Source organism: Oceaniradius stylonematis, from assembly GCF_965223445.1.
Classification (GTDB): Bacteria; Pseudomonadota; Alphaproteobacteria; order Rhizobiales; family Rhizobiaceae; genus Roseitalea; species Roseitalea stylonematis.
The window spans coordinates 686450-705434 of record NZ_OZ244994.1; the positions used below are offsets into that span (position 1 = coordinate 686450).

The following is an 18985-nucleotide window of genomic DNA, read 5'->3' on the forward strand; positions in this document are numbered from 1 at the left end:
GCGCTCCGTGACCCTCGTCACCGATTGGCTGGCCGAAATTGCCGCGTCCGGCCGGCTGGCTGAGATCGCCATGGCGGTTCTGCTGTTGGAGCTGGCGGTTTTTCTGTTCGTCTACCGCACGCCCGCCGCGCGGCGCACGCTGATCTTCAACACGCTTTCGGGGCTGGCGCTGATGGCGGCGTTGCGCTCGGCCCTGATCGGCCATGGCGCTCTTGCGATCGCCGGCTTCCTGTCGCTGGGCTTTGTGATGCATCTGGCGGAACTGTGGTTCCGCCACCGCGCCTTCAGACGCGTGTCGGCACCGCGTCCGGATTGAGATCCAGCACCCGTTTGTTGAGCGCGAACGCGACGCTCACCCAGACCAGATACGGCACGAACAAAAGCGCCGCTGTGATCGAGACCGGCCAAGCCAGAACGATGAAGGCGGCAATTGTCAGCCACATGGCCCCCGAATCGATCAGCGCCCAGTCCATGCGCCTGATGCCGAAGAAAAGGTAGGACCACAGCGCATTGAAGACGAGCTGCGCCAGCCAAAGCACCGTGACGATACCGAAGCCCTCGAGCCGCCACACGATCCAGCCCGCCGCCCCCATCATCAGGTACAGGATCGTCCAGACGACCGGGAACGCCCAGTTCGGCGGCGTCCAGCCGGGCTTGTCGAGCTTCTCGTACCATTCGCCGGGCTTGAAGATGCCGCCCGAGGCCGCGGCCACGGTGACCAGAAGGGCATAGACGATGGCGCTGATCATGGCGTTCTCCGGACGCTTGCTGCGCCGCACATAGTTTGCCACAGCCAGGCCGCAAGAGCGAGGCCGCTTACGCGCCGGTGTCCTTGACCGCCTCCATCGACACATAGGTCGAGGTGTTGGCGACATGCGGCAGCGCCGAGATCTTCTCGCCCAGCACCCGGCGATAGGAGGCAATATCGCGCGTGCGTACCTTCAAAAGATAGTCGAACGGCCCGGCGATCATGTGGCACTGCTCGATCTCGGTCAGCGCCGCCACCGCCTTGTTGAACGCCGTCAGCGCCGCCTCGGTCGTGTCGTTCAGCTTGACCTCGACAAAGGCGACATGCTCGCGCCCGATGCGGCGCGGATCGACCACCGCGCGGAAGCCGCGGATCACGCCGCTGTCGATCAGCCGCTTGAGCCGCGTCTGGCAGGGCGTCTTGGTCAGGCCGACCCGGCCGGCCAGCGTCGTCACCGGCATGCGCCCGTCCCGGCTCAGTTCCTCGACGATCCGGCGATCGAAACGGTCCAGATCGGCTTCAATCGCATGGTTCATCGGCAAAACTCCTGATTATCAGGCGATTTTCCATTCATATTGCCTTCCAGCTGCCGATCAAGGGGCAACATGCCTCGCTGCTGTGAGCTAGACTGGCGAAATGAACGACGCACCGCTCCCCCCATCCGATGCGTTGGCGTCCCATCGCCAACGCATCGCCCGCCTGCACCTGGCCGACGAGGCCGAGCCGCTGGCCGACATGGCATCCGCCGCGCCGATCGGTGACGAAGCGCGCAAGAACGCCCATCTCCGGGCCTCGGCGCTGGTGCGCGACATCCGCAAGATGGACACGCCCGGCCTGATGGAGGTGTTTCTGGCTGAATACGGGCTTTCGACCGACGAGGGCATCGCGCTGATGTGCCTTGCCGAGTCCCTGCTCAGGGTTCCCGACGCCGACACGATGGATGCGCTGATCGAGGACAAGATCGCACCGTCCGCCTGGGGCGAGCATCTGGGCCGGTCGGCTTCCTCGCTGGTCAACGCCTCGACCTGGGCGCTGATGCTGACGGGCAATGTGCTGCGCGATCCGCCCAAAGGCGGGTTCGCCTCGGTCATGCACGGCGCGGTGAAGCGGCTGGGCGAGCCGGTGATCCGCACCGCCGTCAAGCAGGCGATGCGCGAACTGGGCCGGCAATTCGTGCTCGGCCAGTCGATCGGCGAGGCCATGGACCGGGCCGCCGGGATGGAAGCCAGGGGCTTCACCTATTCCTACGACATGCTGGGCGAAGCGGCGCTGACCATGCGCGACGCCGACACCTATTACACGGCCTATATGGCGGCGATCAACGCCATCGGAAAGGCCGCAACGCATGGCGCGGTCAAGGACAATCCGGGCATATCCATCAAGCTCTCCGCCCTGCATCCGCGCTATGAGGAGCCGCAGCGCGGGCGTGTCCTCGCCGAACTCGTGCCGCGCGCGGCACAACTCGCGCGCCTTGCCGCCCGGGCCGGCATCGGACTGAACATCGATGCCGAAGAAGCAGCACGGCTCGAGCTGTCCCTCGATGTCATCGAACAGGTGATCGCCGATCCGGACCTTGCCGGCTGGGACGGGTTCGGCGTGGTCGTCCAGGCCTATGGCAAACGGGCGATGGCGGTGATCGACTGGCTTCATGCACTGGCCGAACGGCACGACCGGCGGATCATGGTGCGTCTGGTCAAGGGCGCCTATTGGGACAGCGAGATCAAATGGGCGCAGATGGCCGGGCTCGAAGGCTTTCCCGTCTTCACCCGCAAACCGGCGACCGATGCCGCCTGGCTGCACTGCGCGCGGCATCTGTTGAACCTGACGGACCGCATCTATCCGCAGTTCGCCACCCACAACGCTCATTCGGTGGCGTCGGTGCTTGAGATGGGCGCCGATCCGAAGACATACGAGTTCCAGCGTCTGCACGGCATGGGCGAAAGCCTGCACACGCGCGTACTGCAAACCGAAGGAACGCGCTGCCGAATCTATGCGCCGGTCGGCGCGCACAAGGACCTTCTGGCCTATCTGGTTCGTAGGCTTCTGGAGAACGGCGCCAATTCCTCCTTCGTCAACCAGATCGTCGACAAGGCCGTCCCGCCCGAGACAGTTGCCGCCGACCCCTTCGACGCGCTCGCCAACGCCCCGGACCGGCAGGTGCGCCGGCCCGCCGACCTCTTCGCGCCCGAACGCGCCAACTCAAAGGGTTTCGACCTTTACGATCCGGCCGACATCGCCCGCATCGAAGACGCGCGGTCGCCATGGCGCGACCGCCAATGGGCCGCCGCGCCGTTGCTCGCAGAAGACCGCGACGACCCCGACCGCAAACCGGCGTCCGTCGTCAATCCGGCCAATGGCGACGATCATGTCGGCACGGTGCATGAAGCGACGCAAGCCGACATCGAGGCCGCACTTGGCGCGGCCCGACCATGGAATGCCGCGGTCGCCGACCGCGCCGCGGTCCTGAACGCCGCCGCCGGTCTTTACGAAGACAATTTCGGCGAACTGTTCGCCATCCTGACGCGCGAAGCGGGCAAGATCACCGAGGACGCCATCGCCGAACTGCGCGAGGCGGTCGATTTCCTCCGCTATTATGCGGCCGAGGCGCGGAAGGCGCCGGATGCCGAACCGGTCGGCACGTTTGCCTGCATCTCGCCCTGGAACTTCCCGCTTGCCATCTTCACGGGGCAGATTTCGGCGGCGCTGGCCGCAGGCAACGCCGTGATCGCCAAGCCCGCCGAAGCCACCGCGCTGATCGCGCACCGCGCCGTCGGACTTCTGCACCAGGCCGGCGTGCCGCGCACAGCGCTGCAATTGCTGCCGGGAAGGGGCGGCACCGTTGGCGCGGCGATCACCTCGGATCGGCGCGTCGGCGGCGTCTGCTTCACCGGCTCGACCGCGACGGCACAGACGATCAACCGCGCCATGGCCGGCAACCTCGCGCCGTCCGCGCCGCTGATCGCCGAGACCGGCGGCATCAATGCGATGATCGTCGATTCGACCGCCCTGCCCGAACAGGCGGTGCGCGACATCATCGTCTCAAGCTTCCGCTCGGCCGGTCAGCGCTGCTCGGCGCTGCGCGTTCTCTATCTGCAGGAAGATATCGCCGAGCCGTTCCTGAAAATGCTGTTCGGCGCCATGGACGAACTGGCCGTTGCCGACCCCTGGACCCTTTCGACCGACATCGGCCCGGTAATCGACGCCGCCGCACGCGACCAAATCCGCGCCTATATCGATGCCGCAGAAAAGACCGGCAACCTTCTGAAACGACTCGCCATTCCGGACCGCGGCACCTTCGTTTCGCCGTCGGTCATTCGCGTGTCCGGCATCGAGGAGGTCACGCGCGAGGTGTTCGGCCCGGTCCTGCATGTGGCGACCTTCGCCGCCGGCGATATCGACCATGTCGTGGCGGCGATCAATACGACCGGCTACGGCCTGACCTTCGGCATGCACACGCGCATCGACGACCGCGTCGAGCAGATCGCTTCGGCGATCCATGCTGGCAACATCTACGTCAACCGCAACCAGATCGGCGCCATTGTCGGCTCGCAGCCATTCGGCGGCGAAGGGCTTTCAGGCACCGGCCCGAAGGCCGGCGGCCCGCATTATCTGCCGCGCTTTGGAAAACAGGCGGCCATTGCGGCCGAACCGGCGACGGGACGGCCGGCAGCCGGATCGACCGTCCAGCAGCGGCTGGACCGCGTGCGCGGCGAGATCGCCACCGGGGCGCGCGAGACGCGCGACCTGCCCGGCCCCACAGGCGAGTCGAATCGCTGGTCGACCCATCCGCGCGGGCTGGTCCTGTGCCTGGGCCCGTCGCTCGACGACGCCCACGAACAGGCTCGCCAGGCGATGGCGGCAGGATGCGGGGCCCTGATGGTAGCGCCGGGCGCCTGCGGCGCCAATGTTGTCGATGGTGTGCTCGACCCCGACGACCTGGCCAGACTGGGCGGTTTCGACGCGGTCGCCTTCTGGGGCGATCAGGCGGCGGCCCGCGCCATGCGCCGGGCGCTGGCGGGCCGCGACGGGCCGATCGTGCCGCTGGCGACCGCGCGCGACATCACGCCCTGGTGCCTGATCGAACGGCATGTGTGCATCGACACCACCGCCGCCGGCGGCAATGCCTCGCTTCTCGCCGAGATGAGTTGAAACCGACGGTCAGCCCGCCGTCCAGCCGCCATCGACCAGAAGCGAGGTGCCGGTGACCAGCGCCGAGGCGTCCGACGCCAGGAACACCACCGCGCCCATAATGTCCTCGACCTCGCCGACCCGGCCGAGCTTGATCTTGTCGGCGATCCAGGCGACCCGGTCGGGATTGTCGAATGTTGCCTGCGTCAGCGGCGTGCGGATGAAGGTCGGACAGACCGTGTTGACGCGAATCCCGTGCGCGCCCCATTCGATCGCCATCGCCTTGGTCATGCCCTCGACCGCGTGCTTTGAAGCGCAATAGACCGCGCGGTCGATGCCGCCGACATGGCCCATCTGCGAGGACACGGTGATGATCGATCCGCCCTTCTCCGCCGCGGCCATGCCCCGCGCCACTTCGGTGGCAAGAAAATAGGCGCCCTTGAGATTGGCATCCATCACCGCGTCATAGTCGTCCTCGGTGGTCTCAAGCGCCGGCGCGTGCCGCGCCAGGCCCGCCGAATTGACCACCACGTCGAACGGTTTCTGTCCGGCAAGCGCCAGCCGCATGCCCCCGATATCGGCGACATCGAACGTCATGGCTTCTGCCGAAAAACCCGCCTCTCGGACCGCTTCGACGGCGGCGTCCAGCTTTTCGCGCCCGCGCGCGGCCATCACCACATGCGCCCCGGCTTCGGCCAGCGCGACCGCGCAGCCCAGCCCGATGCCGCTCGATGCGCCGGCGACCAGCGCGCGCCGTCCCTCCAGCCGGAATGAGGGCGTTTTGGGGAGATCGGTCATGCCCAGGACGGGGCCTCCGTCTGCGGCCGGTATGAACCGAAGGTCCATTCATGGCCCTCCGGATCCGTGCAACGATATCGCCACGTCCCCCATTCGGTCTGTTCGGGCGGATAGACGATGGTGGCCCCGGCCGCCCTGGCGCGCCCATGGTGGGCGTTCACATCGTCGACCACGACATAGATCCCCGGCGATCCCTTGGCGGCCTTCGCCGTGCCCAACAGGACCATGCCGTCGCCGAAGCGCATCTCGGCGTGAAGCAAACGGCCCCGCTCGTCGTCATGGGCCTGGACGATCTCGAATCCGAACGCCTCGCGCAGGAATGCGATGGCCGCATGGCCGTCCTCGTAACTCAGATAGGGGACGATCGTCGGTTGAACGGTCATGGTGCACCTCCCTGCCGCGGCTGCCTCGAAGGGCGCTTAACCAAGCAAGCGTGGGCAATCAACTCCGTAACGCGGCGATAGCCGGATTAGACTTTCGTCTGCGACACTTGGCTTGGCGCGGGCCGATTGCATCGGAGAAAAAACGGGCGCCATATGCGATCGGTCGCTGCTGAACAAGGGCCGCGATACGGTTGAATCGAGGCAATAATTTCGGACCATTCAAACCCATGAAGACCCTTGCAGCTTGCCTGACGCAGAAAAAACACAAAAAAATCAGTTGTTTGCGGCATACACACTGATTTCACAAATAAAAACTAAAGCCGCGCGGTAAGTTTGCGCAATCCCAAGTGTCACGTTATGTTGACACTATTGGGACATCGGGAGAGCGAACGTGCAAAGCAACAAGGACGCAGCGCGCAAGACCCCTCGTCTCGACGTTCACAATTCCGACGTCCCGCTGGTCTGCCGTGCCTGCGAATCGCGGCACAAGGGTGTGTGTGGATCGCTGACGCCCGACCAGCTCGTGCAGCTGTCCAAACACACGACCAAACATGTCTATCGCAGCCAGTCCGAACTGATCACTGTCGGCGACGATGTGCACACCTACTCCAACATCCTGTCGGGCGTGGTCAAACTGACCAAGCTGATGGCCGACGGCCGCCAGCAGATCGTCGGGCTGCAGTTCGCGCCCGATTTCCTGGGCCGCATCTTCTCGTCGCAATCGAGCTATTCGGCGGAGGCGGCGACCGATGTGCGCGTGTGTTCCTTCCCCAAATCCGTGATCGAGGATCTCGCGCGCTCGGCGCCGAACATGGAACATGCGCTGCACGAGCAGACGCTCAAGGAACTGGACGAAGCGCGCGAATGGATGCTGACGCTCGGCCGCAAGACCGCGACCGAAAAGGTTGCGAGCTTTCTCTACCTGATCGCCTCCAACATCGACCCCGAACTGGACGATGACGAGCACACGATCCGATTCGAACTGCCGCTCAAGCGTCTTGAGATCGCCGACTTCCTCGGCCTGACCATCGAGACGGTCAGCCGGCAGATCACCAAGCTGCGCAAGTCCGGCATTATCGAGCTGGAAAACAACCGCACGGTGATCGTGCCATCGCTGGCCCGCCTGCAGGGCGCTTGCGAGAACGAGCAGTAGCGGCGGCTAGACCGCCTTCGAATAGCGGAAATCTGAGCCCTTGAGATGCGCGTCGAACCGTGCGGCGACCAGCCGCGTGAACGGACGCGCCGTATCGGGCACGAAGAAGCCGTCCGGATCGGCGCCGCAGACAAAGTCGGCATCGGCCTCGGCCAGCGCCACAGCCTCGTTGACATAGGGCTCGGCCGCATCGCCGAACCGGGCCTCCAAATCGTCGAAAGATATCCGGAAGTCGCACATCAGGCGCTCGATCATGTGGGCGCGGATGCGGTCGTCCGCTGTCATGCGGTAGCCCTTGGCCGCAGCGCTCCGGCCCGACCGCACGGCCTCCTGGTACTGGCCCGTGGCGACGATGTTCTGCACATAGCCGCCTTCGAATGCGCCGATCGACGAGGCGCCGAACGGGATCAGCGCATGGCACCGGTCGGTCGTGTAACCCTGGAAGTTGCGCCGCAGATGCCCGCTGCGCGCCGCCACCGCAAGACCGTCGCCGGGTTTGGCGAAATGGTCGATGCCGATCGTGTCATAGCCGGCCTCGGCCAGTGCGGCACCCGCCGCCAGCGCCTGCTGGAAGCGCTCGTGCATGTCCGGCAGATGCTCGTCCTTGATCATCTTCTGGTGCTTCTTGACCCACGGCACATGGGCATAGCCGAACAGCGCAATCCGGTCGGGATCGAGCGAGACGACCTGATCGATCGTCCGCATCAGTCGCGGCCGGGTCTGCAGCGGCAGGCCGTAAAGCGCATCGATGTTGACCGAGCCGACCCCGGCGGCGCGCATCGCCGCGATAACATCGCGCGTCTGCTCGAATGTCTGCGGCCGGTTGATGGCGCGCTGCACCAGCGGATCGAAATCCTGAACGCCGACGCTGGCCCGCGTAACGCCCAGATCGCCCAGCCCGCGCAGTGTCTCTTCGGTGACATCGGACGGATCGATCTCGACGCTGATCTCGGTCTGCGGGCCGACGACAAACGCCTCGCGCAGGGCCGCGCCGATCCGCCCCATATCCCCGGCCGACAGGATCGACGGCGAGCCGCCTCCGAAATGCACCTGCCCCGCGCGCGGCCGGAACCCGAGCGACTTGCCGAAACCGGCAATCTCGTCGAGCAGCGCATCCACATAGGTGCGCACCGGTTCATATTTCAGCGTGTGCTTGGTGTTGCAGCCGCAAAACCAGCACAAACGGTCGCAGAACGGGACGTGCAGATAGACCGAGACCGGATCGGTCTCGTCGAGCGCCGCGCACAGTTCGGCCTGCATCGCCGGTCCCAGACCGGCCTCGAAATGCGGCGCGGTGGGATAGCTCGTATAGCGCGGCACGGCCCCGCCGCGCTGCGACAGAAGCGCCGTGACATCATGCTTGACGGCGAGATTCATCGACCATCCTCCAGCGCTTCGACCATCGGCAGCAAATGCTCGCGCTCGAAGGCCAGGTGGCGACGCAGGCCCACGAAGAAGCCCCGCAGCATGTAGCTGAGCTTTTCGACATTGATTTGGGAGCGGTCGGCGGCGAACGCCACCAGCTCGTGGTGCACCTCCTCGGCGAAGGCTTCGTCCTCCCAGTGCTCGCCATGCAGGCGATCCAGCGTATCGCCGAGATCGGGCACGTCGGCGCACTGTGCCTTCAGGAACGGAAACAGCGTCTGTTCCTCGAACACATGGCTGCGGTGCACGATCGGATAGACGCTGCGGGCCAGCGCCAGACAGTCGTCGTTGCGGACATCGGCGGGCAGCTTGTCGGCCAAGGCCTCCAGCGCGCTGCACAGATTGTGCTGCACATTCATGTGGTGCTTGAGCGTCCCTGCGATCGCGACGACGGAAGCACCATTGCCGTTAGCGGCTTGGTCGATGCCCTTCCGGCGCGCCTCTTCGTCCGCGCCCTTGCCGACGATGCGCAAAGCGGCGCCCCCATTGCCTGCATCGCTCGCGCCCGCACCGTTGTTGGTCGGCAAATTCATCCGGCATGCCCCGAGGTTGCGCTTTCCGATGCAGCCGAAAGTAGACGTGCTACCTCAGTCGGGTCCTTGATCAAGATCAAAGCACGCATACCGGCCCTCGGGCAGAGACGGTCATGACCCGGCATGGCCGGGCCGCAATTGCACGCCGACGTGCGGGGGCACGCCATCGTGTACATGCAAGTGCGAGAGGACAATCAATGAGAAACGCAAGCTGGGTCGTGCTGGTGGGAGCAGGCGCCTTTTTGGCGCTGCTCGGAGCGGCGCTCGGCCAGGATCAACTGTTCAGGGTGCACATGGGCATCCTGACCGTCGTGCTGCTCGGCTCGACCGCCGTGCTGCTGCGCACCGCCAAATTCGCACCCGCCGGCGGCGATGCCGCCAGCGAATCGCAATATTTCGACAGTGTCGTCCGCTACGGCGCCGTCGCCACGGTGGCCTGGGGCATTGTCGGCTTCCTGGTCGGTGTCGTCGTCGCCGCCCAGCTTGCCTGGCCGCAGCTCAACATCGAGCCGTGGTTCAACTTCGGCCGCATGCGCCCGCTGCACACATCGGCGGTGATCTTCGCCTTTGGCGGCAACGCGCTGCTGGCAACCTCCTTCTATGTCGTTCAGCGCACCTGCCGCGCCCGCCTGTTCGGCGGCGACCTGGCCTGGTTCGTCTTCTGGGGCTACCAGCTGTTCATCGTCATGGCCGCAACCGGCTATCTGCTGGGCGGCAGCGCCGGCCGCGAATATGCCGAGCCGGAATGGTATGTCGACCTGTGGCTGACGATCGTCTGGGTCGCCTATCTGCTGGTCTTCATGGGCACGCTGATGAAGCGCAAGGAGCCGCACATCTATGTGGCCAACTGGTTCTACCTCGCCTTCATCATCACCATTGCGATGCTGCACGTGGTCAACAATCTGGCCATGCCGGTCTCGTTCCTGGGCGCGAAGAGCTATTCGCTGTTCTCCGGCGTTCAGGACGCGCTGACGCAGTGGTGGTACGGCCACAACGCCGTCGGCTTCTTCCTGACCGCGGGCTTCCTGGGCATGATGTACTATTTCGTTCCCAAGCAGGCCGGCCGGCCGGTCTATTCCTACCGGCTGTCGATCATCCACTTCTGGGCGCTGATCTTCCTGTACATCTGGGCCGGTCCGCACCACCTGCACTACACCGCCCTGCCCGACTGGGCGCAGACGCTGGGAATGGTCTTCTCGATCATGCTGTGGATGCCCTCCTGGGGCGGCATGATCAACGGCCTGATGACGCTCTCGGGCGCCTGGGACAAGCTGCGCACCGACCCGATCCTGCGCATGATGGTGATCGCCGTCGCCTTCTACGGCATGTCGACCTTCGAAGGCCCGATGATGTCGATCAAGGCGGTCAACTCGCTCAGCCACTACACCGACTGGACCATCGGCCACGTGCATTCGGGCGCGCTGGGATGGGTCGGCATGATCTCGTTCGGCGCGGTCTACTTCCTGGTGCCCAAGCTGTGGGGCCGCCAGCGGCTCTACTCGCTGCGCATGGTCAACTGGCACTTCTGGCTCGCAACGCTGGGCATCGTCGTCTACGCCGCCGTCATGTGGGTGGCCGGCATCCAGCAGGGCCTGATGTGGCGCGAGTACAACGATCAGGGCTTCCTGGTGTATTCGTTCGCCGAATCGGTGGCCGCCATGCACCCCTACTACGTGCTGCGCACGCTGGGCGGGCTGCTCTATCTGGTCGGCGGCCTGATCATGGGCTTCAACATCTACATGACGATCCGCGGCAAGCTGCGCGACGAGGTGCCCATGGGCGAAGAAGCCCCGCAACCCGTCGCCCAGCCGGCTGAATAAGGAGGCCCCGGGAAATGGCTCTTATCGACAAACACTCCATTCTGGAAAAGAACGCGACGCTGCTTCTGGTCAGTTCGCTGGTGGTCGTCTCCATCGGCGGCATCGTCGAGATCGCGCCGCTGTTCTATCTGGAAAACACCATCGAGGAAGTGGAAGGGATGCGTCCCTATTCGCCCCTCGAACTGGCCGGACGGAACATCTACATCCGCGAGGGCTGCTATGTCTGCCACTCGCAGATGATCCGCCCGTTCCGCGACGAGGTCGAGCGCTACGGCCATTATTCGCTGGCCGCCGAATCGATGTACGACCATCCGTTCCAGTGGGGATCGAAACGCACCGGGCCCGATCTGGCCCGGGTCGGCGGCCGCTACTCCAACGAGTGGCAGGTTCAGCACCTGATCGACCCGCAGTCGGTCGTGCCCGAATCGATCATGCCGTCCTATGCGTTCCTGGCCACCACGGATCTGACCATCGAGAACGTATCGGGTCATCTGATCGCCAACCGGCGTGTCGGCGTGCCCTACACCGACGAGATGGTCGAGAACGCCGAGGCCGATCTCGCCGCGCAGGCCGATCCCGACGCCGATTGGTCGGGCATCGAGGAACGCTATCCCAAGGCCGTCACCGGCGACTTCGATGGCGATCCCGCTCGGCTGACCGAGATGGATGCGCTCGTCGCCTACCTGCAAATGCTCGGAACCCTGGTCGACTTCACCGTCTACCAGCCCGAAGAGAACTTCCGCTAGGAGTTGGCACGATGGACTTTGACTACCAAGCCATGCGCACCTTCGCCGACAGTTGGGGACTGGTCTACCTGATGGCGATCTTCCTGTTCGTCGTCTTCTGGATCTTCCGGCCCGGCTCCCAGAAGCACGTCGATGACGCCGCACAAATCCCCTTCAAGGAGGACTGAACAAATGGCCGATGACAAGAAAGACATCGATGCAGTCTCGGGCGTCGAAACCACCGGCCATGAGTGGGACGGCATCAAGGAGTTGAACAACCCGCTGCCGCGCTGGTGGCTGTGGACCTTCTACGCCACGATCGTCTGGACGATCGGTTACACCATCGCCTACCCGGCATGGCCCGGCATCACCGGCGCCACCGCCGGCGTTCTGGGCTGGTCCTCGCGCGGCCAGTTGGCCGAGGAGATGGACGCGGCGCGGGCCGAACAGGCGGTCTATCTGAGCCGCATCGAACAGGCCGATGTCAACGCGATCGCGGCCGATCCGGAACTGGTCCAGTTCGCCGTGGCCGGCGGTTCGTCTGCCTTCAAGGTCTACTGCGTGCAGTGTCACGGTTCGGGCGCCGCCGGCGGCGAGGGCTATCCCAACCTCAACGACGATGACTGGATCTGGGGCGGTACGCTCGAGGACATCGCCTGGACCATCCGCCACGGCATCCGCCACGAGCCCGATCTCGACACGCGCTTCAACGACATGCCGGCCTATGGCCGCGACCAGATTCTCGATCGCGACCAGATCTCGGATGTCGCCTGGTATGTGCGCCAGATGTCCGGCCAGGAATATGACGAGGAGGCCGCCGCGCGCGGCGCCGAGACGTTCGAGATCGAATGCTCGGCCTGTCACGGCATCGACGGCGAAGGCGTGCCCGAACTGGGCGGACCGCGCCTCAACGACGCGATCTGGCTCTATGGCGGCAGCCATGCCGAGATCGTCGCCCAGATCAACAATCCGCAGCAGGGCGTCATGCCCGCCTGGGGCGACCGCCTTGGCGAGACGACGGTCAAGCAGCTCGCGGTCTACGTGCACCAGCTCGGCGGCGGCCAGTAGGCCACCCATTCTCCCGCGAACTGGTCGACGAACGGCGCCTCCGGGCGCCGTTTTTCGTGGCCCCCGGTTCACCGGCAAAAATCGCCGCCCGCCCCTGACAAGCTGTCGCACCCACGGCACGGGCCCGGTTGACCCAAATCAACGACCGGTTGCGACCTTCCATTTACAGCTTTGGATATTGCCGGGGGACGCATGCGTTCCCCGGTTCCGTACAAGCCCGTCAAAGAGGCATAGTGTGTTGGATCAGACCGCCGTCGAAAAGCTTGACGTTGAAGCCGTCAACAAGGGCGCGAAACAAAACGCGCAACCGCTTTACGCAGCCCGCCAGAAAGTCCACCCCAAGCGCGCCGAAGGCACATATCGCCGCCTGAAATGGATCATCATGGCGGTCACGCTGGGCATCTACTACATCACGCCCTGGCTGCGCTGGGATCGCGGACCGCATGCGCCCGACCAGGCTGTCCTGATCGACATGGCCAACCGGCGCTTCTACTTCTTCTTCGTCGAGATCTGGCCGCAGGAGTTCATCTACATCGCCGGCCTTCTGGTGATGGCGGGCGTTGGCCTGTTCCTGATCACCTCGGTGGTCGGCCGCGCCTGGTGCGGCTACACCTGCCCGCAAACCGTCTGGACCGACCTGTTTCTGGTCATCGAGCGCTTTTTCGAGGGCGACCGCAACGCCCGCATCCGGCTCGACAAGGAACCCTGGACCGGTTCGAAAATCGCCAAGAAGCTGGCCAAGCACGCGACATGGCTGGTCATCGCGGTGGCCACCGGCGGCGCCTGGATCTTCTATTTCGCGGACGCACCCACCCTGGCCTACAATTTCGCCACCGGACAGGCGCCGTTCATCGCCTACGCCACGGTCGCCGTCCTGACGGCCACCACCTATGTTTTTGGTGGCATCATGCGCGAACAGGTCTGCATCTACATGTGCCCCTGGCCGCGCATCCAGGCGGCCATGCTCGACGAGAACTCGCTGGTCGTCACCTACAATGACTGGCGCGGCGAGCCGCGCATGCGCGGCCAGAAGAAGGCAAAGGCGCAAGGGCTGTTGCCCGGCGATTGCGTCGACTGCAACGCCTGCGTCGCCGTCTGCCCCACAGGCATCGACATTCGCGACGGCCAGCAGCTCGAATGCATCACCTGCGCGCTGTGCATCGACGCCTGCGACGCGGTGATGGACAAGGTCGGCCATGAGCGCGGCCTGATCTCCTACGCCACGCTCGCCGACTACAATCATAACATGCGGGTCGCCATGGGCGGCGAGAACTCCGGCGCCATCGATCCGTCCAACGTCCGCGACCAGAACGGCAATTTCGTCGATGCGATCCGCGGCTTCAAATGGCGCGAGATGCTGCGCCTGCGCACGATCATCTACACCGCCGCGTGGGCTGCGATCGGCATCGCGCTTCTCATCGCGCTCGGCACCCGCGACCGGCTCGAAGTCAACGTCCTGCACGACCGCAACCCGGTCTTCACCACCCTGTCGGACGGTTCGATCCGCAACGGTTACACGGTCAAGATCCTCAACATGGTCGCCGAACCGCGCACCATCACGCTGACGCTCGACGGCCTGCCCGGCGCTGTCATGGCCATCAACGGCATTGACGCCGAACCCGGCACGACATTTGACATCCCCGTCGAGCCCGACAAGCTGCGTCCGCTGCGCGTGTTCGTTTCCCAGCCGCGCGACATGGTCGCACCCGGTTCGACACCCTTCTCCTTCATCGTCGAGGAAGGCGAAGCCGGCGAGACCGACATCTACAACGCCAATTTCGAAGCGCCGGAGTGATCGCCATGCTGCAACGCATCTTCGCACCCAACCCGTTCACCGGCTGGCATTTTCTGGCCATCATACTCGCCTTCTTCTGCGTCATCATCTCGGTCAACCTGTTCATGGCATGGAACGCCACCAACAGCTGGACCGGGCTGGTGGTCAAGAACTCCTATGTCGCCAGCCAGCACTTCAACGAGGTGACCGCAGAAAAGCGCCGGCAACTGGCGATGGGCTGGAAGGCGGTGCCCGAATACAGCGAGGGCGTCCTGACGCTGATCATGCACGATGCCGCCCAGGAGCCGATCGAGGATGCGATCATCACCGCAAGGCTTGGCCGGCCCTCCTTTGAGGCACAGGACCACACGGTGCAGTTCGCCGAGGGCGAAGCCGGTACCTATGCAGGATCGACCGATCTGGCCAGCGGGGTCTGGAACGCCGACGTGACCGTGACCGGCGCCGGCGGCGATGTCTGGACGCGCACGCTGCGGTTCACCGTTCAATGACCTGCTGCGGTGGCAACATCGCCGCCGACGGTGCGGTGGGCGTCAGCGCATCGGCCGATTTCTCGCGCGCCGAGGAACTGCTCCACGCCGGGCGCGAGCGCAACGACGGCACGGTCGAATATGTCTTTTCGGCACCCGACATCCACTGCGGCGCCTGCATCTCCTCGATCGAACGCGCCATCCGGCCGATGCATGGCGTCGCCTATGTGCGGGTCAATCTCTCGCTGCGCCGGGTCACGGTTCATCTCGATCCGGCCGCAACCGGGCCCATCGAGGTGGCCGGCGCCCTCGCAGCGCTCGGCTTTCCCGCCCGGCCGGTCGATCTGGGCGATCTCGACGAACTCGAGCGCAAGCGCCGCGATTCCGAACTGCTCAAATCGCTGGCCGTCGCCGGCTTCGCCTCGGCCAACATCATGCTTCTGTCGGTCTCGGTCTGGTCAGGCGCCGAGGGCGCGACACGCGACCTGTTCCACCTGATCTCGGCGCTGATCGCCATTCCCGCCGTCTTCTACGCCGGCCAGGTCTTCTTCCGTTCGGCCTGGGGCGCGCTCAGGAACGGCCGCGTCAACATGGACGTGCCGATCTCGCTGGCGATTTCGCTGGCCACCGGCATGAGCCTGTTCGAGGCGCTGACCGGCGGAGACAAGACCTACTTCGAAGCAGCGACCATGCTGCTCTTCTTCCTCCTGATCGGCCGCTATCTCGACCAGCGCATGCGCGAGCGCGTGCGCACCGCTGTCGTCCAGCTCAGCCGTCTTTCGGCCAAGGGCGCCAACGTGCTCACGGGCGATGGCGAGATGCGCTATCTGCCGCTCGACGAGATCGAGCCGGGCATGACGGTGCGCGTTTTTGCCGGCGAGCGCCTGCCGGTCGACGGCACGGTCGAGAACGGTCTTTCGGACGTCGACCGCTCGCTGGTCACCGGCGAGAGCCTGCCGGTCACCGCCGAAGCTGGAACCGCGCTCGAAGCGGGCGCCATGAACCTGACCGGCGTCCTTGATATCGAAGTCACAAATACCGCCGACAAATCGTTCCTTGCCGAGGTGCGGGCGATGATGGAAGCGGCCGAGAACGGACGCGGCGCCTATGTCCGCGCCGCCGACCGGGCCGCACGGCTTTACGCGCCCTTCGTCCACTCGCTGGCCGCCATTGCCTTTGTCGCCTGGATGGTCATCACCGGCGGCGACTGGCACACATCGCTCTATATCGCCATCGCGCTCCTGATCATCACCTGCCCCTGCGCGCTGGGCCTGGCCGTGCCCGTCGTCCACGTCATCGGCGCGACACGGCTTTTCGAGAACGGCATCCTTATGAAGGACGGCGCGGCGCTTGAACGGCTGGCCGAAGCCGACGAAGCGGTGTTCGACAAGACCGGCACACTGACAACCGGCACGCCGACGGTCATCGGCTGTGCCATCGAACGCCCGTCCGACATCGCGATTGCGCGCGCGCTCGCCGCCTCCTCCGGCCATCCCGCGTCACGCGCGCTGCTGACCCATCTGGACGCCGGCGCCACGGCGCGCGGCACCGATATCGCCGAGCATCCCGGCCTTGGCGTCGAGGGAGGCTTCTCCGGCGGCTTGGCGCGGCTTGGCCGCATGGCGTGGGTTGCCGAGATCGCCGAGCCCAGTGCCGTGCAGGACCCATCGGGCGGTTTGGCGTTCGCCACCAAGGGCGGATCGCTCCACGCGATCAAGCTCGGCGAACATGTCCGCGACGGTGCGGCCGCCGCCATAGACGCCTTGCACAATGCCGGACTTGGCACACGGATCGTCTCGGGCGACGCCGCCGCGCAGGTCGCCGGCCTCGCCGACCGGCTCGGCGTGACCGAATGGCACGCCGACCAGTCGCCGGCCGACAAGATCGCCCGCATCGAGGCGCTCCGCGCCGAAGGCAAGAAAGTGCTGTTCGTCGGCGATGGCATCAACGATGCGCCGGCGCTGGCCGCCGGACATGTCTCGATGGCGCCCGCCTCGGGCTCCGATGTCGGGCGCACCGCGGCCGACTTCGTCTTCACCCGCGACAGCCTCGAAGCGGTCACCGCCGCGCGCGGCATCGCGCTGCGCGCCCAGGCGCTGGTCAAGCAGAATTTCGGGCTCGCCTTCGCCTACAACGTGATCGCCCTGCCGATCGCCATGGCCGGCATGGTCACGCCGCTGGTCGCGGCGATTGCCATGTCCGCCTCCTCGATCGTCGTCGTGCTCAACTCGATGCGCCTGACGCGCGGCGATCCGGCGCCGGCGGCCAGCCGCCCGGCGCGGTCCGCACTTGCGGTCGGCACCGGTTCCATGGAAGCTGCCGAATAATGACGCTTTTGACCGTTCTCATACCCATCGCGCTTTTTCTCGGACTTCTGGGCCTAGGCGCCTTCATCTGGAGCCTGAATTCGGGCCAGTACGAGGATCTGGACGGCGCGGCGGCGCGCATCCTCGAGGACGACGAGGACTAGGTCAGCCGGCAATTGCGGGTTGACCGCGCACGGGCGCAGGCATAGCGTCCCGGGCATGGATCAGGCGGCGTTCGTCAGCGCCGCCTTACCTCTTTGCAGGAGTGCCGGCCATGCTCGACAAACCCGTTTCGCGCCCCAACGACCTCTCCGCCTACTGGATGCCGTTCACGGCAAACCGGCAGTTCAAGCGCGCCCCGCGCATGATCACCGGCGCGGACGGCATGCATTATGTCACCGATGACGGCCGGCAGGTGCTCGACGGCATTGCCGGCCTGTGGTGCGTCAATGCGGGCCACAACCGGCCGAAGATCGTCGAGGCGATCCAGACCCAGGCCGCGACGCTCGACTATGCCCCCTCCTTTCAGATGGCGCACCCGCGCGCGTTCGAACTGGCGACGCGCCTTGCCGACCTGTCGCCGGACGGTCTCGACCATGTCTTCTTCACCAATTCCGGCTCGGAATCGGTCGAAACGGCGCTGAAGATGGCACTCGCCTATCACCGGGCGAAGGGCGATGGCGGCCGTTTCCGCCTGATCGGCCGCGAGCGCGGCTATCACGGCGTCAATTTCGGCGGCATCTCGGTCGGCGGCATCGTCGCCAACCGCAAGATGTTCGGCACGCTGCTGACCGGCGTCGATCACATGCGCCACACCCATGACCTGTCGCGCAACGCCTTCGCCCGCGGCGAGCCCGAGCACGGCATCGAACTGGCCGACGACCTGTTGCGCATCGCCCAGTTGCACGACCCGTCGACCATCGCCGCTGTCATCGTCGAACCCGTCGCCGGCTCGGCCGGTGTGCTGCTGCCGCCGAAGGGTTATCTCAAGCGCCTGCGCGAGATTTGCGACGAGCACGGCATCCTTCTGATCTTCGACGAGGTGATCACCGGCTACGGGCGCCTGGGCACGAATTTCGGCGCCGACTATTTTGGCGTCAAACCGGACCTGATGACGACCGCCAAGGGCCTGACCAACGGCACCGTGCCGATGGGCGCGGTCTTCGCGGCCAACCACATCCACGACGCCTTCATGTCCGGCCCCGACCACATGATCGAGTTCTTCCACGGCTACACCTATTCGGCCCATCCGCTCGCCTGCGCGGCGGCGCTCGGCACGCTGGACACCTATGCCGAAGAGGGCCTTCTGAGCCGCGGCGCGGAGATGGCGGACTATTGGGCCGACGCGATCCACTCGCTCAAGGGCCTGCCGCATGTCATCGACACCCGCAATCTGGGCCTGATCGGCGCGGTCGAACTCGAACCGATCGCCGGCGCGCCGACCAAGCGCGCCTTCTCGGCCTTCCTCGACGCCTATCACAATCATGACCTTCTGATCCGCACGACAGGCGACATCATCGCCTTCTCGCCGCCGCTGATCATCGAGAAGGAACATGTCGACCAGATCGTCGACCGTATGACCAAGGTCCTGACCGCGCTCGACTGACCCGCGCAGGCCGACAGAACCGTCCATCTC

The 18985-nt window shown here is 65.4% G+C and carries 18 protein-coding genes; 12 read left to right on the forward strand and 6 right to left on the reverse strand.

Annotated elements, in window-relative coordinates; all coding sequences use genetic code 11:
* Positions 1-7: 7 nt before the first annotated feature.
* Positions 8-316 carry a hypothetical protein gene (locus ACOQOU_RS03455; RefSeq protein ID WP_306026396.1) on the forward strand — a complete coding sequence of 103 codons (309 nt, stop codon included), beginning with the start codon at positions 8-10 and terminating at the stop codon, positions 314-316.
* On the opposite strand, the gene ACOQOU_RS03460 is transcribed toward ACOQOU_RS03455, so the two are convergent.
* Both ACOQOU_RS03460 and ACOQOU_RS03465 read right to left on the reverse strand, forming a co-directional pair.
* Positions 285-749, reverse strand: a complete 465-nt coding sequence (locus tag ACOQOU_RS03460) for a TspO/MBR family protein (RefSeq protein WP_346433280.1) — start codon at positions 747-749, stop codon at positions 285-287. The genes ACOQOU_RS03455 and ACOQOU_RS03460 overlap by 32 nt on opposite strands.
* A 67-nt stretch (positions 750-816) precedes the next feature.
* Positions 817-1284: an Lrp/AsnC family transcriptional regulator gene (locus ACOQOU_RS03465; protein WP_109766228.1), complete on the reverse strand. Its 468-nt coding sequence runs from the start codon at positions 1282-1284 to the stop codon at positions 817-819.
* 100 nt (positions 1285-1384) lie between these two features.
* Here ACOQOU_RS03465 and putA point away from each other — a divergent pair, with 100 nt between their 5' ends.
* Positions 1385-4897, forward strand: a complete 3513-nt coding sequence (gene putA, locus ACOQOU_RS03470) for a bifunctional proline dehydrogenase/L-glutamate gamma-semialdehyde dehydrogenase PutA (protein WP_306026395.1) — start codon at positions 1385-1387, stop codon at positions 4895-4897.
* 9 nt (positions 4898-4906) lie between these two features.
* On the opposite strand, the gene ACOQOU_RS03475 is transcribed toward putA, so the two are convergent.
* Entirely contained in the window at positions 4907-5674 is a 768-nt protein-coding gene (locus ACOQOU_RS03475) for an SDR family NAD(P)-dependent oxidoreductase (protein WP_109766230.1), read from the reverse strand.
* On the reverse strand, positions 5671-6057 hold the full coding sequence (locus ACOQOU_RS03480) for a VOC family protein (RefSeq protein ID WP_306026394.1): 387 nt from the start codon (positions 6055-6057) through the stop codon (positions 5671-5673). Before ACOQOU_RS03480 ends, ACOQOU_RS03475 begins: the two co-directional genes overlap by 4 nt.
* A 391-nt stretch (positions 6058-6448) precedes the next feature.
* Here ACOQOU_RS03480 and ACOQOU_RS03485 point away from each other — a divergent pair, with 391 nt between their 5' ends.
* Positions 6449-7210 carry a Crp/Fnr family transcriptional regulator gene (locus ACOQOU_RS03485; RefSeq protein WP_109766231.1) on the forward strand — a complete coding sequence of 254 codons (762 nt, stop codon included), beginning with the start codon at positions 6449-6451 and terminating at the stop codon, positions 7208-7210.
* A gap of 6 nt (positions 7211-7216) precedes the next feature.
* Here ACOQOU_RS03485 and hemN read toward each other — a convergent pair whose 3' ends face one another.
* Together hemN and ACOQOU_RS03495 are read right to left on the reverse strand one after the other, a co-directional pair.
* Positions 7217-8587 carry an oxygen-independent coproporphyrinogen III oxidase gene (hemN, locus tag ACOQOU_RS03490; protein WP_109766232.1) on the reverse strand — a complete coding sequence of 457 codons (1371 nt, stop codon included), beginning with the start codon at positions 8585-8587 and terminating at the stop codon, positions 7217-7219.
* Positions 8584-9168, reverse strand: coding sequence for a hemerythrin domain-containing protein (locus tag ACOQOU_RS03495; RefSeq protein ID WP_109766233.1), 585 nt, complete (start codon positions 9166-9168; stop codon positions 8584-8586). The genes hemN and ACOQOU_RS03495 overlap by 4 nt, the downstream gene beginning before the upstream one ends.
* A 197-nt stretch (positions 9169-9365) precedes the next feature.
* Between ACOQOU_RS03495 and ccoN the strand changes: the two genes are divergently transcribed.
* From ccoN to ACOQOU_RS03540, 9 genes are all read left to right on the forward strand, one after another.
* A complete protein-coding gene (ccoN, locus tag ACOQOU_RS03500; RefSeq protein WP_306026393.1) occupies positions 9366-10988 on the forward strand; it encodes a cytochrome-c oxidase, cbb3-type subunit I in 1623 nt (540 codons plus the stop codon).
* Between the two features lie 14 nt (positions 10989-11002).
* Entirely contained in the window at positions 11003-11734 is a 732-nt protein-coding gene (gene ccoO, locus ACOQOU_RS03505) for a cytochrome-c oxidase, cbb3-type subunit II (RefSeq protein WP_109766235.1), read from the forward strand.
* An 11-nt stretch (positions 11735-11745) separates the two neighbouring features.
* A complete protein-coding gene (locus tag ACOQOU_RS03510) occupies positions 11746-11901 on the forward strand; it encodes a cbb3-type cytochrome oxidase subunit 3 (protein WP_109766236.1) in 156 nt (51 codons plus the stop codon).
* A gap of 4 nt (positions 11902-11905) precedes the next feature.
* Complete coding sequence (gene ccoP, locus ACOQOU_RS03515; protein WP_109766237.1) at positions 11906-12781, forward strand: cytochrome-c oxidase, cbb3-type subunit III; 876 nt, start codon at positions 11906-11908, stop codon at positions 12779-12781.
* Positions 12782-13016: 235 nt separating this feature from the next.
* The gene (gene ccoG / locus ACOQOU_RS03520; protein WP_109766238.1) at positions 13017-14576 is read left to right on the forward strand and encodes a cytochrome c oxidase accessory protein CcoG; all 1560 of its coding nucleotides are present in this window, start codon (positions 13017-13019) and stop codon (positions 14574-14576) included.
* Between the two features lie 5 nt (positions 14577-14581).
* Positions 14582-15064 (forward strand): FixH family protein, encoded by a 483-nt coding sequence (locus ACOQOU_RS03525; protein WP_147393325.1) that lies wholly within the window; start codon positions 14582-14584, stop codon positions 15062-15064.
* Positions 15061-17370, forward strand: a complete 2310-nt coding sequence (locus ACOQOU_RS03530; protein WP_306026392.1) for a heavy metal translocating P-type ATPase — start codon at positions 15061-15063, stop codon at positions 17368-17370. Before ACOQOU_RS03525 ends, ACOQOU_RS03530 begins: the two co-directional genes overlap by 4 nt.
* Positions 17370-17513, forward strand: coding sequence for a cbb3-type cytochrome oxidase assembly protein CcoS (gene ccoS / locus ACOQOU_RS03535; RefSeq protein ID WP_109766241.1), 144 nt, complete (start codon positions 17370-17372; stop codon positions 17511-17513). Before ACOQOU_RS03530 ends, ccoS begins: the two co-directional genes overlap by 1 nt.
* A gap of 110 nt (positions 17514-17623) precedes the next feature.
* On the forward strand, positions 17624-18955 hold the full coding sequence (locus ACOQOU_RS03540) for an aspartate aminotransferase family protein (RefSeq protein ID WP_109766448.1): 1332 nt from the start codon (positions 17624-17626) through the stop codon (positions 18953-18955).
* Positions 18956-18985: the final 30 nt, after the last annotated feature.